This window comes from Citrobacter sp. KTE151 (assembly GCF_000398845.1).
Taxonomy (GTDB): Bacteria; Pseudomonadota; Gammaproteobacteria; order Enterobacterales; family Enterobacteriaceae; genus Citrobacter; species Citrobacter braakii.
Window position 1 is genome coordinate 533,050 of the sequence record NZ_KB976064.1, and the last position, 16,198, is coordinate 549,247.

11 protein-coding genes are annotated in these 16,198 nt (G+C 53.8%); 2 read left to right on the plus strand and 9 right to left on the minus strand.

Features of this window, described 5'->3' with window-relative positions:
- Positions 1-46 precede the first annotated feature (46 nt).
- A complete protein-coding gene (cutC, locus tag WC7_RS12170) occupies positions 47-793 on the minus strand; it encodes a copper homeostasis protein CutC (protein WP_016153421.1) in 747 nt (248 codons plus the stop codon).
- Positions 794-795: 2 nt separating this feature from the next.
- Positions 796-1,362, minus strand: a complete 567-nt coding sequence (locus WC7_RS12165; RefSeq protein WP_016153422.1) for a VOC family protein — start codon at positions 1,360-1,362, stop codon at positions 796-798.
- Positions 1,363-1,601: 239 nt separating this feature from the next.
- Here WC7_RS12165 and argS point away from each other — a divergent pair, with 239 nt between their 5' ends.
- Together argS and mrdA are read left to right on the plus strand one after the other, a co-directional pair.
- Positions 1,602-3,335, plus strand: a complete 1,734-nt coding sequence (argS, locus tag WC7_RS12160; protein ID WP_016153423.1) for an arginine--tRNA ligase — start codon at positions 1,602-1,604, stop codon at positions 3,333-3,335.
- 183 nt (positions 3,336-3,518) lie between these two features.
- Complete coding sequence (mrdA, locus tag WC7_RS12155; RefSeq protein WP_016153424.1) at positions 3,519-5,438, plus strand: penicillin-binding protein 2; 1,920 nt, start codon at positions 3,519-3,521, stop codon at positions 5,436-5,438.
- On the opposite strand, the gene WC7_RS12150 is transcribed toward mrdA, so the two are convergent.
- The 7 genes from WC7_RS12150 to WC7_RS12120 all read right to left on the minus strand — a co-directional run bounded on the left by WC7_RS12150 (position 5,410) and on the right by WC7_RS12120 (position 16,146).
- Entirely contained in the window at positions 5,410-6,549 is a 1,140-nt protein-coding gene (locus WC7_RS12150) for a beta-galactosidase BglB (protein ID WP_016153425.1), read from the minus strand. The genes mrdA and WC7_RS12150 overlap by 29 nt on opposite strands.
- A complete protein-coding gene (locus WC7_RS12145) occupies positions 6,550-8,136 on the minus strand; it encodes an MFS transporter (RefSeq protein ID WP_016153426.1) in 1,587 nt (528 codons plus the stop codon). It abuts the gene before it with no gap.
- A gap of 262 nt (positions 8,137-8,398) precedes the next feature.
- Positions 8,399-8,791: a flagellar protein FlhE gene (gene flhe, locus WC7_RS12140; protein ID WP_016153427.1), complete on the minus strand. Its 393-nt coding sequence runs from the start codon at positions 8,789-8,791 to the stop codon at positions 8,399-8,401.
- Positions 8,791-10,869 carry a flagellar biosynthesis protein FlhA gene (flhA, locus tag WC7_RS12135; protein ID WP_016153428.1) on the minus strand — a complete coding sequence of 693 codons (2,079 nt, stop codon included), beginning with the start codon at positions 10,867-10,869 and terminating at the stop codon, positions 8,791-8,793. Before flhA ends, flhe begins: the two co-directional genes overlap by 1 nt.
- Positions 10,862-12,013: a flagellar biosynthesis protein FlhB gene (flhB, locus tag WC7_RS12130; protein ID WP_016153429.1), complete on the minus strand. Its 1,152-nt coding sequence runs from the start codon at positions 12,011-12,013 to the stop codon at positions 10,862-10,864. The genes flhA and flhB overlap by 8 nt, the downstream gene beginning before the upstream one ends.
- Before the next feature lie 140 nt (positions 12,014-12,153).
- A complete protein-coding gene (locus tag WC7_RS12125) occupies positions 12,154-14,820 on the minus strand; it encodes an alpha-L-rhamnosidase (protein ID WP_016153430.1) in 2,667 nt (888 codons plus the stop codon).
- A gap of 24 nt (positions 14,821-14,844) precedes the next feature.
- The gene (locus WC7_RS12120; protein WP_016153431.1) at positions 14,845-16,146 is read right to left on the minus strand and encodes an MFS transporter; all 1,302 of its coding nucleotides are present in this window, start codon (positions 16,144-16,146) and stop codon (positions 14,845-14,847) included.
- Positions 16,147-16,198 lie beyond the last annotated feature (52 nt).

Here is a 16,198-nt window from a genome sequence, read left to right on the forward strand (position 1 = left end):
TGGTACGAGCAAGCATCATATTGGGCGACATGATGCAACGGTAAAATCAGCTGGCCTGGTGGTGTGCAATGATTGCTTTCATTTCCGCAACCGCCGCCCCGTCTACCGCATAGCGTGAATACTCATCCGCCTGTGCATCCGAAGACATCGACAACCCCGAATTGCGATAACGCATGGGGGAAGCCAGCCATACTCCGGCAGAACTGTGGACTTCCTGCACTCCAGCATCAAGGAACAGGGACAAATTCGAGGCGCGAACCCCCGCTCCGGCCATAATGATTGGAGCATTCACCTGCGCAATAAGTTCCATAATTTTTGTTAAACCTTGCGCCGCATCTGATTTTTGCCCGGAAGTCAGCACTCTGGCGATGCCCAAATCAGCTAATTTTTTTAGCGCATTGAGTGGGTTAGCGCACATGTCAAAGGCCCGATGAAAAGTGACGTGCAGGGGTCCCGCCGCGATCATTATTTTCTCCATGCGCGGCATATCGACATCACCATCTGCATCTAAAATGCCGGTTACCAACCCTGAGAACCCCAGATCTCTTACCATCGCAATATCATCCAGCATTGCAGCGAATTCACCGTCGGTGTAACAAAAGTCACCCCCGCGCGGGCGAATAATGGGATTGACCGGAATCGAGATATGCTGGCGAACCGAACGCAAGACGCCCAGGGACGGCGTTAAGCCCCCCTCTTTGGGCGCCGAGCAAAGCTCAATGCGATCCGCGCCGTTTTGCTGCGCCGTGCGCGCGCACTCCATGCTGTAACAGCAGATTTCCAGTAATGCCATACTCACTCCTGACGTTCGCTTGCCACAATGGCTTCAATCGACCACGGATGGAATTTTATCGTCACACTGCCATCGCTGACCGCCAGCGTTGGATTCGGTAAACGTTCGCGCTCGCCTTTTGGCGAACTGGTTTTTACAAATATGCCCGGCTGGCTCAGCCCGTGATCTGAAAGCAGTGCCAGCGCTCGTGCATTCAGCGTCTCCACCTCACCCGGCAGAACAATTTCAACATGCTCCCAACCTTCATGCGGATAACGCTTTTCGCCCGGCCACGGCAGTTCTACGATAGTAAATTGCCAGTGTTGCACACAAACTGGCTCATCGAGTTTGAACAAGCAAATCGGTCGGCCATTGATGATATTTTCTGACAGCAATTCGCCGCACTGTTCAAACCCACGACGCCAGCGCTCTGCGGTGGTATTTTGATGACAACGCAGAGAAATGTGATCGGCTTCAAGCGATGAGATATCCAGCCCAAGGCGAGTGGAAAGATCCGTTAACGCCTGAATGAAATGCGGTAAATCTGCGGAAATATCATGCAGTTCTGCAACTGTTTGCCAGTTCGCCATAATGAAAGCTCATATCCATATTCAAAGCCGCTAATTTACCCTGTTGCGCAGCCCCAACCAACTGCTGATTTTCTTAAGCGCAATATGAATAATTATACGTAATGACAATGTTTATATTTCAGGCTGCTGGCGATACTCAGCAATGCTGACGGCAACGGGCATTTGCAGTATACTCCCGCCCTTAATTCTTAAACTGGTGCGGTGCATTTTAAGCCGCTTCATAAATGTAAGGTATTCCGGTGAATATTCAGGCTCTTCTCTCAGAAAAAGTCAGTCAGGCCATGATTGCTGCAGGCGCGCCTGCAGATTGCGAACCGCAGGTTCGTCAGTCAGCAAAAGTACAGTTCGGCGACTATCAGGCTAACGGCATGATGGCTGTCGCTAAAAAACTGGGTATGGCGCCGCGACAACTGGCTGAGCAGGTGCTGACTCATTTGGATCTCAACGGGATCGCCAGCAAAGTTGAAATTGCAGGCCCGGGCTTTATTAATATTTTTCTCGATCCGGCATTTCTGGCGCAGCACGTTCAGCAGGCACTGGCTTCCGATCGTCTGGGCGTCACCCAACCGGCTAAACAAACCGTTGTGGTTGATTACTCCGCACCTAACGTAGCGAAAGAGATGCACGTTGGTCACCTGCGTTCCACCATCATCGGTGACGCTGCGGTGCGTACGCTGGAGTTCCTCGGTCACAATGTTATCCGCGCCAACCACGTCGGCGACTGGGGTACTCAGTTCGGTATGCTCATCGCATGGCTGGAAAAACAGCAGCAGGAAAATGCTGGCGAGATGGCGCTGGCTGACCTTGAAGGTTTCTACCGTGATGCGAAAAAACATTACGACGAAGATGAAGCCTTCGCGGAACGTGCCCGGAGTTATGTCGTGAAGCTGCAAGGCGGCGACGAGTACTTCCGTGAGATGTGGCGCAAACTGGTCGACATCACCATGTCGCAAAACCAGTTAACCTACGATCGCCTGAACGTCACCCTGACCCGTGACGACGTCATGGGTGAAAGCCTGTACAACCCGATGCTGCCTGGCATCGTGGCCGATCTCAAAGCTAAAGGCCTGGCTGTTGAAAGCGAAGGCGCTACCGTCGTATTCCTTGATGAGTATAAGAACAAGGAAGGTGAACCGATGGGCGTAATCATTCAGAAGAAAGATGGCGGCTATCTCTACACCACGACCGACATCGCCTGCGCCAAGTACCGTTATGAAACGCTGCATGCCGACCGCGTACTTTATTACATCGACTCCCGTCAGCATCAGCACTTAATGCAGGCCTGGACCATCGTGCGTAAAGCCGGTTATGTGCCGGACTCTGTGCCGCTGGAACACCACATGTTCGGTATGATGCTGGGTAAAGACGGCAAGCCGTTCAAAACCCGCGCAGGCGGCACGGTTAAACTGGCCGATCTGCTGGATGAAGCGCTGGAACGCGCACGCCGTCTGGTAGCGGAGAAGAACCCGGACATGCCTGCCGACGAGCTGGAAAAACTGGCGAATGCGGTCGGTATCGGCGCGGTGAAATATGCCGATCTGTCCAAAAACCGTACCACCGACTACATCTTCGACTGGGACAATATGCTGGCGTTCGAAGGGAACACTGCGCCGTATATGCAGTACGCTTACACCCGCGTACTGTCCGTGTTCCGTAAAGCGGATATCGACGAAAGCGCGCTGGCAAATGCGCAGGTGATTATCAGTGAAGATCGCGAGGCTCAGCTGGCTGCGCGTCTGCTGCAGTTTGAAGAAACGTTGACCGTTGTTGCACGTGAAGGTACGCCGCACGTGATGTGTGCTTACCTGTACGACGTTGCCGGTCTGTTCTCCGGCTTCTACGAGCACTGCCCAATCCTTAGCGCTGAAAACGAAGAGATTCGTAACAGCCGCCTGAAACTGGCACAGTTGACGGCGAAAACCCTGAAGCTGGGTCTGGATACGCTGGGTATCGAAACCGTAGAACGTATGTAAATCAGCTCACCTATCGGGCCTGACTCCGAAATTCGGACTCAGGCCTTTTTTATTTCTGTAACAGGCCATCTGTAACAACTCACAAGGAATGACACATTTCCGTAGAGATATGGAACATTTTTTGCCTGTCATCCCGTTTAAGCCTCCGTATCATGAGGCGGCGAATTAATCGGGTACGGGTCAATGACATTCAGAGATTTTGAGGCGGAGGAAAAACTCTTCCAGCGGCGTGTATTGGTGGCCTTTGGCCTGGTGGTCATCTGCTTTGGCATCCTGATTTACAATCTCTACAACTTACAAATCTGTCAGCACCAGTATTACACCACCCGCTCGAATGCAAACGACATCAAAATGCTGCCCGTGGCCCCGACGCGCGGCATGATTTACGATCGCAACGGCATCCCGCTGGTGCGCAACGTAACCTGGTACGACATTTCCGTTACGCCTTATAAAATCAGTGATATGAATGCCCTGATCAGGCAGCTCACGCCTATCATTGACCTCACTCCTGATGACATTGACCAGTTTCGCCATGCGCTGAAAGCCAGCAGCCGCTATCGCCCGGTCGTGCTAAAAAATGCGCTGACCGATGTGGAAATCGCCCGCTTCTCGGTTAACCAGTTTCATTTCAGCGGCGTCAATATCAATAGCTATGAAGACCGCCAGTACCCTTATGGCGCAGCGCTGGCACATGTCCTTGGCTATGTGTCAAAAATCAATGACAACGACCTGAAAGCGCTGGATCAAAAAGGCCTGACAGAGAACTACGCCGCCGATCACAACATCGGTAAGCAGGGTATTGAGCACTACTATGAAAATGAACTGCATGGGAAAACCGGTTATCAGGAGGTCGAAGTTGATAACCACGGACGCATCGTTCGCCTGATCAAAGATGTGCCGCCCGTTGCCGGAAAAGATATCCACCTGACGCTGGACCTCCATTTACAGCAATATATTGAGAGTCTGTTGGTGGGCCAGCGGGCCGCCGTTTTGGTTGAGGATCCGCATGACGGTTCCGTGCTGGCAATGGTTTCGAACCCCAGCTATGACCCCAACCCGTTTGTCAAAGGTATCAGCTATCAGGACTATAACAAGCTGCTTCAGGATAAGGACCTGCCGTTAATCAACCGCGTCACGCAGGGGTTGTATCCTCCCGCCTCCACGGTCAAACCGTATATGGCGATGTCAGCGTTACTGGACGGCGTGATCACGCCGCAGACCCGTTTCTTCGGCGCCCCCACCTGGACGCTCCCCGGCACGGAGCGACATTACCGTGACTGGAAAAAAACGGGCCACGGTATGCTGGATGTCACCAAAGCAATTGAAGAATCCGCCGACACGTTCTTTTATCAGGTGGCATATATGATGGGGATCGACCGTATTAACAACATGCTCAGCCAGTTTGGCTATGGCAAGCCGACCGGCATCGATCTTGGTGAGGAGTATAACGGCCTGCTCCCGAGCCGCGAATGGAAGCAGAAAGTGCATAAAAAAGCCTGGTATCAGGGAGATACCATTTCGGTTGGCATCGGCCAGGGCTACTGGATTGCCACGCCGATCCAGATGGTTAAAGCCATGGTCGCGCTGATTAACAACGGCAAGGTTATCGCCCCTCACCTGCTACGTGATGAAGAGAGCGGAAAAGTCATCACGCCGTATCAGGCTCCCGAAGCACCGTCACAAATTGCCTCTGCTTCGTCCCCCTACTGGGGGCTGGTGCGTCAAGCGATGTTCGGCATGGCGAATGAGCCAAACGGTACCGGTTATAAGTTCTTTCACACCGCGCCTTACGGCATTGCAGCGAAAAGTGGCACATCACAAGTCTTTAGCCTGAAAGAAAATCAGACCTACGATGCGAAAATGATCCCCGTGCGTCTGCGCGACCACGTGTTCTATACCGCATTTGCGCCATATAAGAACCCAAAAGTCGCCATAGCGTTAATTCTGGAAAACGGCGGCAGCGATGGCGTCACCGCCGCACCAGTCATGCGTCAAATCATGGATCATCTGTTTGCTGCGCAGGACGACGACGCACAAGCGGGTCCGATAGCCGCAACGCCATCGGACACCGATATCAAAAATACTTACGCAAGTATTCGGTAAGGCACAGCATCGCCATCGCCTGACCGTAAGGCATGGAGGTCCGAGGGATGTTGCGGTAGAAATCGAGATTGTGGCCCATCCCGGTACCAAACGAGGTATGCAGCAATTCACCTTCCGGCGAAATATGTTGCACAATGCCTCTGATGGCTTTTTCGGCTACAGCCGCATAGTCTTGTCCGACATAGCGTTTACGTACCGCTTTGAGGATCCCATAGGCAAATCCGGCGGTTGCCGAAGCTTCCAGATACGACTGCGGGTCGTCCAGCAAGGTGTGCCACAGTCCGCTTTCATCCTGGCACTTCGCCAGCGCCGCGATTTGCGCGTTCAAAACCTGCACCAGATAGCGGTGCACTGCATTGTTTTCCGGCAAATCAAGTAATTCGAGGAAATCCGGGATGACTATAGTTAACCAGCTGTTGCCACGCGCCCAGCGAGCGTTGGCGAAGTTATGCTGTCCTTCATAGCTCCAGCCGTGGAACCACAGCCCCGTTTCTTTATCCATCAGGTTTTGCACGTGCAGCAGGAACTGATAGGTTGCCTCTTCAATATACTCGGGGAGGTTGAGCAACTTGCCAATCTTCGCCAGCGGTAAGACCGTCATCATCAACGTGTCATCCCACATCTGCTGGTGATTTTCTTCCGCCAGCGTAATGTGCTGCATACCGCCGAATTGGGTACGCGGCATATCATGCATTGCCCACTCAGCCCAGCTGTCGAGCCACGGCAGATACGCGGGATTACGCGTCTCTTCATAGCGATATGCCAGCGTTAAAAACGGCGCCATGGTGTTAACGTTTTTGGTCGTTGCACCTTCCGCAAAGCGATCGGCAAACCAGTTGTCGATAATATCGCGCATCGTGGCATCGCCGGTTTGCTGATAATACTGATACATCCCGTACAAGCCGATGCCGTGCGTCCACTCCCATCCCGCCCAGCCTTTGGTATCAATAACGCGTCCGTCATCCAGACGTAGCAAGAACTCGCCGGTCTCGTCATGAATATTGACCAGGTTATGCGTCACCTTTTTGATCAACGCTTTTAATTCATCCCTGGCAATAAAATGTTCTGGCTGGCGCAACAATGGACTGTTTTTAACCGGATAAACAATCATTTACTTAACCTCTGTCAATGTCGAATTCAATACAGCACCCTTTTCCAGTTTTGGTGCCGCTGGTTTATTACGATTCAGGTAACCAATATTGTTGTTACCCCAAAGTGATTCATAAGGCATGCCCGATAGCATCTCTACGGTCGCGCGTCCTTTAGCAGAAAGTCCTTCCAACACGGGTTGCCCGGACTCACGCATTTTTGCTGTCTCTTCGCGCAGGGTGCTGTGCGTTTGCAGGTTCAGTTTGAAGCGCAAGGAAACCAGGAAACCCAGCGCCAGAACAATCAGCGTTCCGCAGCTCAGAATTAACAGGATGGTATGGCTGACCGCCGCGGGTTGTGCGCTCTGACCGGAGACAAAACCAGACAACTGCATCACAATCCCCACCAGCATCACCGCTCCCGCCTGCGACGCTTTACGCGTTAACGTCATAATGCCGGCGAAGATCCCTTCCCGACGCTGACCGGTGATCACTTCGTCAACGTCGGCAATATAGGTGTAGATATTCCAGGGAACGTAGTTGATACCACCGCGTCCCAAGCCCGCAACGGCGGAAACCAATAGCAACAGAGAATAAACATCGCTTAATCCGGCGTAATACAGCCCCGCATAGGAGAGTGAACTGAGGCCAAACAGGACGACCACCATGCGATAAGACGGCGCAGGCCCGAAACGGATGCACAATGGGATCATGGCGATAACGGCAATAAACTGGAAGATAGCCATCGTACCCAGCAGGTTTGACGCCATCGATGCTTCCTGCATCAGCACAAACACCACATAGTAAGTAAAGACGGCGTTAAAGACGTCCTGGGCAATATAGCCGCCAAGATACATTCCTAAATGCTGGCGAAAGATACGGATGCGCAGTGTTGAACTCAGTTCCACAAATAAACGGTTCATACTCTGACTCAAGGTCAGGCTTTTCTTCTCTTCTTCGGCTCGCAGCGCCGCCTCAGTCCACTCTTCCCGTGGGCGTTCCCAGGTAAAGAACCAGACGAAGGTCAGCATCAGTGCACACAGCACAGAAAACACCAGGCTGGCGTAGAAAAAAGAGACGGGGTTGTCCTTGCCAAACAGCGTCAGCAGAACGCCAGGTAAGAATGAGGCCAGAATGGCAGACATTTGCGCCATCGAAATGCGCGCGCCGGAGAATTTGGTTTTCTGTTTAAAGTCATCGGTCATTTCGGGTACCAACGTTTCGTATGGCACCAGAATCATGGTGTAGACCACGTCAAAAATCAGATAGGTGAGCAGGTAGTACCAGAACCCCATATCACCCACCCACATTAGTGAGTAGCTAAAGACACAGGGTATCCCCAACAGAATAAAAAACTTGCGTCGCCCAAAGCGTTTGCCGAGCCAGGTGGAGCCAAAGTTATCGGTTAAAAAACCCATTAATGGGCTAACAACGGCATCCAACACCCTGGCGGTAGCGAAGATAAAGGTTGCTTCGATTGGCGTCAGGCCACAGAACGTCGTGTAAAAATAGAGTAGCCAGGCCGCGGTTAACGCCGTGGTGCCTGCGCCTAAAAAATCCCCCGAACCGTAGGCAAAATAGTTAACCAACCCAATTTTACGTGTATTCATTGCCGTTACCCCTGCACATTATTGGGAGGCCCCGCAATCCTCGCTTTGACATTGGGCCTCCTTACAGGGCCACAGTAAAAGCTAACAGCAAGTGAAACCTTTCTATTTTTGCCAGGGGTATTCGTGAAATGGCAACAGCACAAAGAGTCCGGCAACGTATGTCACCTATTTTATAAAACAGCGTTTCTATTTAATCAAAGAGGCGGACTAGAATTGCGAAGCAGCCAGCAGTTTCTGCTGCTGGCCGGAATGAAGGGAGGCGTTAACGATAGTTCACAATCACCTGATTGCTCTGAACTTGCAAGGCGGGGATCAGGCGACCGCCACCGGGTACTTCCCAGACAAAATGCATCGGTTCGATGGCGGGAACATTATTGAATCCGTTGGTGGTCCCGCTTTGCCCGTCCAGCTCAACACAGCGGGACTGAGAACATAAACGCACCCGTAAACCCGCAGGCGTTGGGCCATTGAGCTCATAGCGCCAGGCCACCAGCGTCATCAACCCCGAGACCGGCTGGCTGGGCGTCAGAGGTGAAGACGAGGCTGACTGGCCGCGGTGATTTAAAGTAATCCCCATGCCGCTGGCCTGCCAGGCGCCTTCTCCGGCAGCCTGCGCTACCAGAGGAAAAAACAACAACCACAGTAATTTACGCATTACTTACCTCCAATAGTCGCCGTCATACGGATATGGCGGTTGTCAGACAGCTCCATGTTCGATAACACCACCAGTTGCGGAATGCTGCGACGTAAAAAGCGTGCCAGTAACGGACGCAACGCGTGGTTGACCAGCAAGACCGGCGGCGCACCCAACATTTCCTGACGGGACAGCGCTTCCTGAGTCTGGGCCAGCAGTCGGTCTGCAAGACCTGGCTCCAGACCGCCGCCGCCCTGCAGCGCCTGCAGAAGCAAACGTTCGAGCGGGGTATCAAGGCCGATAACCTGAACCTCTTCATTACCCGGGAACCACTGCTGAGTGATGGCGCGCCCCAACGCAACACGTACCACCGCGGTAAGCTCATGTGGATCGTTTTGCAGCGGTGCATGTTCAGCCAGCGTTTCGAGAATGGTGCGCATATCGCGAATCGGTACTTTCTCATCCAGTAAGTTCTGCAGCACTTTATGCAGCGTAGTGAGCGTCACGACGCCCGGAACCAGGTCTTCTGTCAGTTTTGGCATCTCCTGCGAGACGCGGTCCAGTAGCTGTTGCGCCTCCTGACGGCCAAACAGCTCAGCAGCGAACTGCCCAATCAGGTGATTAAGGTGCGTGGCGACAACGGTACTGGCTTCAACAACCGTAAAGCCCTGAATCTGCGCCTGTTCCTTCAATGCGCTTTCAATCCAGATAGCGTCCAGACCGAAAGCCGGATCGACCGTTTTCTCGCCCGGCAGTGACCCGGCGGCAGTACCAGGGTTAATGGCCAGCCAGCGTCCCGGATAGGCGTCACCGCTGCCAATTTCCACCCCTTTCATCAAAATACGATAGCGGGCCGGCTGCAGATCCATATTGTCGCGAATATGTACCACTGGCGGCAGAAAACCCATATCCTGGGCAAATTTCTTACGAATACTGCGGATTCGTCCCAGCAACTCGCCATCTTGCTGAAAGTCCACCATTGGGATCAGGCGGTAGCCTACCTCCATCCCCAGTGAATCCTCCAGCTGTACATCATTCCATGTTGCTTCCACCACGGAGTTGTTTTCCGGCATTTTCACCGGCTGCGGCTCATCGGGAGCTTTTTGCTCACGACCACGCATCCACCAGGCCAGACCCAGTAACGCGGCGGTAAACATCAAAAACACCAGGTTCGGCATGCCCGGAACCAGACCCAAAAGACCAAGCACCGCCGCACTAAGCAGCATGACACTAGGATTACTGAACAGTTGGGTCACCATCTGTTCGCCTACATCCTGGTCGGTACTCACGCGGGTCACGATAACCCCCGCCGCGGTGGAGATTACCAGCGCAGGAATTTGCGCCACCAGCCCGTCACCGATGGTCAGCAGGGTATAACTTTCCGCTGCGCTACCCATGCTCATACCATGCTGCAACACCCCGACTAACAGACCGCCGACCACGTTGATCACCATGATCAAAATACCGGCGATGGCATCTCCACGTACGAATTTACTCGCACCGTCCATAGAGCCGTAGAAATCCGCTTCCTGCGTCACCTCCGAGCGTCGTTTTTTGGCTTCATCTTCGCCAATCAGACCCGCATTCAAATCCGCATCAATCGCCATCTGCTTGCCGGGCATACCATCCAGCACAAAGCGCGCGCCAACCTCGGCGATACGTCCGGCACCTTTGGTGATAACCATAAAGTTGATAATGACGAGAATAACGAAGACCACGATACCGATCGCAAAGTTACCGCCCACCAGGAAGTGACCAAAAGCTTCAACCACCTTTCCCGCCGCCGCCGCGCCGGTATGCCCTTCCATTAAAATGATACGCGTCGACGCAACGTTCAGGGCGAGGCGTAATAATGTGGTAAACAGCAAAATCGTCGGGAATGCGGCAAACTCCAGCGTACGCTGGGTGAACATCGCCACCAGCAGCACCATGATTGACAGTGCAATGTTAAACGTGAACAGCAAATCGAGGACGAAAGCCGGCAACGGCAACACCATCATCGACAGGATCAGCAGGATAAGGATCGGTCCGGCAAGGATTTGCAGTTGCGTGGATTTCAGGTTGCTGGGCAAACGCAACATCGCGACCAGATTAGCCATCAGTATTCTTCTCGTTCATGAAATCCAGTGCTTCAGGCACCGGAAGGTTTTCAGGTTGTGGTGGACGCTTGCCGCCGGCGAGACGCCAGCGTTTTAGCTGCCATACCCATGCCAGCACTTCGGCAACGGCGGCATATAATTGACCCGGTATTTGTTGACCAATCTCAGCATGACGGTATAGCGCACGCGCCAGCGGCGGCGCTTCTAACGTAGGGACTCGATGTTCAGCTCCAATCTCACGAATGCGCAGCGCCACCAGCCCCGCGCCTTTGGCAACAACTTTCGGCGCGCTCATTTTGTTCTCGTCATACTTCAACGCCACCGAATAGTGCGTGGGGTTGGTAACAATCACGTCCGCTTTCGGCACATCCGCCATCATGCGACGCTGCGCGGCCGCGCGCTGCATTTGGCGTATTTTGCCCTTAACGTGCGGGTCGCCTTCGCTTTGCTTAAATTCGTCACGAATATCCTGACGCGACATGCGCAGCTTTTTCAGATGGCTGTAAATCTGGAAAAAAACGTCGAACCCCACCATCGGAATAACGCCAAGCACCACCAACAGCGCGCACATGCCAACTAAATCCAGAGCGTTGCCCATCGCCGTAATCGGCGATTCCGCCATCAAACGCATCATCGCCGGCCAGTTATGCCAGAGATAAAATCCGGCCACGCTCCCCACCAGCGTGGACTTCAGTATCGCTTTGAGCAGTTCCGCTCCGGTTTGCGCTGAAAACATGCGTTTAATGCCCGGCAACGGATTCAGCTTAGAGAACTTGGGCTGCAGAGATTTACCGCTGAAAATCAAGCCGCCAAGCATCACCGGGGAGATTAATGCCACCAGAACGACGCCGGTAATCAACGGTAACAGCGCAATCATCGCGTCTTTAATCAGCAGGATGATTTGGCTGAGGATCAGGTTAGGGTCATTGACCATACTGTGGTCAAAACGTAATCCGGCCGACAGCATACCGGCCAGTCTGCGGGCAAGCGACTCCCCGCCAATCCAGATAATGCACACGCCCACCAGCAAAATAAGCAGTGAGGTCAGTTCTTTGGATCGGGGGACTTGCCCTTCTTCCCGTGCTTTTTCAAGTCGGTGGGGTGTGGGGGCTTCTGTTTTGTCGTCGTCGCTTTCTTCTGCCACGGCATTACTCTCGTCGTCACGGTCACGAGTATTATCGCGACCGCAACCATTGCCAATGCGTCGAATAGCGAAACGAAAACAGAGGAATTCGAGCGTTCGTTTGCCACGACAGCGCGAACGCTGCCGTGACAACCACGCGGTTAGCGCTGCCAGATAACGCGATAATGGCCCGATCCCACCTGCGCGCTATAGCCGCCGTCTACTGGCGCGAAGTCGAGGCCATCGGTATCGAGCAGCGTTTGTGCGCCATCAAGGATCACCATTGAGTGAGTATTCGGCGGAATATCTACCTCAAGGGTGATGGACTGTAAGCCATCGCGCGCCGGTTCCTGCGTCCAGTGGACGGCAATATCACCATATACCGAGCCGTATCGCGCTTTCAGCCATGTCAGGCCACCGCCCGGAATAGGCCGCAGTACCGAAGATTTAAAGCCCGGCGCGTGTTCTTCGGTATTTATTCCCGCCGCCACGCGATACAGCCATTCACCGATCGCCCCGTAGGCATAATGGTTGAAGGAGTTCATGTCCGGGCTCCACATTGTGCCGTCCGGTTTCACGCCATCCCAGTGTTCCCAAATCGTCGTCGCCCCGGCCTTTACCTGATACAACCAGCTTGGGAAGTCCTCTTTCATCAGCAATTGCCACGCCGCGTCGGCCTGCCCGTTTTCGCTCAATGCGTGACAGAAATAGGGTGTGCCGACAAACCCCGTCACCAGATGACCGTCATTTTCCGCCAGCAGTTCCAGCAGCGTTTGCACGGTGCGCTCGCGGTGCGCGTCCGGCACTAACTGGAAGTAAAGCGCCAGAATATGCGCCGTTTGCGTGCGCGCCGCCAGCCGCCCGGTGGCGGTAAAAAACTCATTGCGGAAGCTTTCGACAATCGCGGTATGCAGCGCCTGATAATGGGTGTGATCAACGTCATTTCCCAGTGCTTTGGCTGATTTCGCCAGCAGCAGCGTGGACAACGCATAGTAGGCCATGCAGGTCAGTTCATTCGGCGTTGCGCCAAAATAGCTGCCCTCTTTGGCATCCAGCGCAACCCAATCGCCAAACTGCAGTTTCCACGACCACTGGTTCTCAACAGCGTTGTCATGCATAAACTCCACCCAGGCTTTCATGCTGTCGTACTGGCGGGCCAGCGTCTGTTTATCGCCGTACATCAGGTACAGCGTCCATGGGTTAATCACCGCCGCATCGGCCCAGGCGGCGGCGGAATGGGTGCGCCCGTGGGATAAAAAGCGGTCGTTGTCGCATTTGCCGGTGAGGATATCGGGGATGACGTGCGGCACACCGCCCTCCGGCGTTTGGTCATGCTGAAGATCGGTCAGCCATTTGGCAAAAAAAGTGCGCGTCTGCATCAGATAACTCGCGGTGCGGCAGAAAATTTGCGCATCGCCCGTCCATCCCAGACGTTCATCGCGCTGCGGGCAGTCGGTTGGGATATCGACGAAATTGCCCTTAAGCCCCCACATGATGTTGTGATGTAGTTGGTTGAGATCCGCGTTTGAGGTTTCAATGTGACCCGTCGGCGTCATCGCGGAATGCAGCACGACCGCGACAAAATCATCCCGCGTCGGCGTGCCAGGCCAACGTTCAATCAGCACATAACGGAAACCCTGAAAGGTAAAATGCGGGTGAAAACATTCTTCACCCTCGCCGCGTAAGGTGTAATCAATGCACTGTTTGGCGGTGCGCAGGTTCGCCAGATAAACATTGCCTTCGGCATCCAGCACTTCAAAATGGCGCAGCACCACGCGCTCACCTGCCGCACCGCGCACCCGAAACTCCACCCAGCCGCTGAGGTTCTGGCCAAAATCAAGCACCGTCTCGCCTTTTGGCGTCGTGATGATTGAGCACGGCGCAAGCCGTTCTATTTCTTGTACCGGGCAGGCCGTTTGCGGTTGCAGCACCGACGTCTCTGCCGCAAGCGTCGTCACCGCGCGCCAATGCCCGGCGCTAAACGCAGGCTCGCTCCAGCCGCGCTGCTCCCGACGTGCGTCATACACTTCGCCATCATAAATTTCAGCAAACAAAATAGCGTCATCGCAGCCCTGCCAGTGTGCATCCGTGGCGATTATCCGCTGGCTACCATCGCGGAGCGTCACCACCATATGGCAAATAAACCCCGTCTGCTGGCCGTAATAGTTGCGATAGCGGTTGAAGCTCATATCCCCTTTATACCAACCCGCTCCCACCATCGCGCCAATCACGTTTTCGCCTTCTCGCAGGTGCTCGGTCACATCCCAGGTTTGATACAACAGATGGTGGTGGTAGCTCGTCCAGCCGGGCGATAACTCATCACGCCCGACTTTTTCGCCGTTGATCCACAGTTGATACAGCCCCAGCGCGCTGGCATGTACCACCGCCGAAACAATGTCATCACCGTCGGGCAAACTGAACGCATGGCGCAACAACGTGCCTTTTGAGTTGTCTTTATCCTGCGGCGTTTCAGCCGAGATAAACACCCCTTGCCACGCTTGCGCTGGCAGGCCGGTAATAAACGTTGCCGCCGGGCTCCAGCCGCTCTCTTCACCGTGGTTGTCGGTAATATGCACCCGCACAAAATAGCGCGTCGAGTGCTGGCAGGCGACGTCGGGCAATTCGATATTACTGGAGCGGTCATCGTGCATTTCGCCGCTGTCAAACAGGCATTGGGCAAAATCTTCTTGCGCCGACAGCTGCAAACGCCAGCTACGCTGCTGTACATCGCGCAAGGTACTGGTGATTATCCAGCCGAAAACCGGCAGCGTTTCGCAGCCCGTCAGCGTGGTTTCATAGTTGAGCGTAATCTTTTCTACTGCCAACATAATTTTTCCCTCAGTGGCTCATATTCAGGCTTTGGCCCGCAAAGTATCGTGCGACGCCTGTCCGTTATCAGGCGTCACCACCATTTCTGTTTCTGCATTAAATTCATTACGTTGCTTGCCGTGGAAGCACAGCCATCCGATAACCATGCCTATCGCCACAATCGCCGTCAGCAGGCAATAAAGAACCACTGGCCCCGCGCTCAACAGCACAGGAGTGACGAACGCCAACAAGCCGCAGGTCAGACGGGCGACACCGACAATCACTCCTTGCGCGGTGGCGCGTAGCATGGTGGGGAATGACTCTTGCGCCCACACTTTCATGATGCCTTCGAAGGCAAATCCTGTGCCGATATTGGTAAACAGCAGGCAGCAGAACCAGGAGAGCGGCGAGAAATTAAACAGTACCGGCACGAAATAACCACCGGACATCATCACCGCGCCAAAAATAAAGAATGGAACCCGTTTTGAGGTATCAACGACGCGCATAAACATCAACCCAGACGCCACGCTCACTGGCAGAATCAACAGCCCCCACAGCGAGTGCGTGCTGACCGAAATGCCCACCACATTTACCGCTACATAAGCCCCAAACTGCCCGCCGGTATTGGCCGCCAGATTGGTGAAGGTATAAAAGATGCACAGCGAGATAAACGGCCACAGGTATTTGCCTTCGAGCAGATCGCGCCAGCCGGTTTTCTGCGCCCGCACGGTGGCGATGCCACGACGCAGTTCATCCTTTGCCGCCAACCACAGCGGCGACTCAGGGATAGACCAACGCAGGATCATCAGCACAACCGCCACCAGCCCAACGTGCATATACATGATTTGCGCGCCAATCAGCCCCCAGTCGCCGACGATAGCGGAGATCCCCATCGTGGCGCCAATTCCCACCAGCCAGAGTAAATTGGACAAGCCGATAATCTTGCCGCGGTTTTCATCGTTCGCCGCTTCGGAGATAGTCGCCAGAGAGACGGGTAAATCAGCCCCTGTCGCCAGCCCCACCAAGAGTGTGCCCAGCACCAGGAACGGGAAGTTCAAACCAAAGGCCAGCGCCAGCGTGCCGATAAAAATCATCGCCATCGTAATAATAAAAACATTACGACGACCAATACGGTCTCCAAGACGACCGCCACCAAAAGCCCCAGCGGCAATACTCAGCGTTAATAATCCAGATAAAATGCCAATTTGTAGTGCAGTAATACCCATTGTTTTTTGATAAATGACTAAGGCTGTACCACTGGAAACAATAGCCGCCGAATCAATATATGATGCCATTCCAGACACCACCCCAATATACCAGGGGTTAGGTGTTTTATTTTTTGACATAACGATTCCCTTAAATTTACAGATAGTAAGGCGAGAAATAAGCGTATGGCCT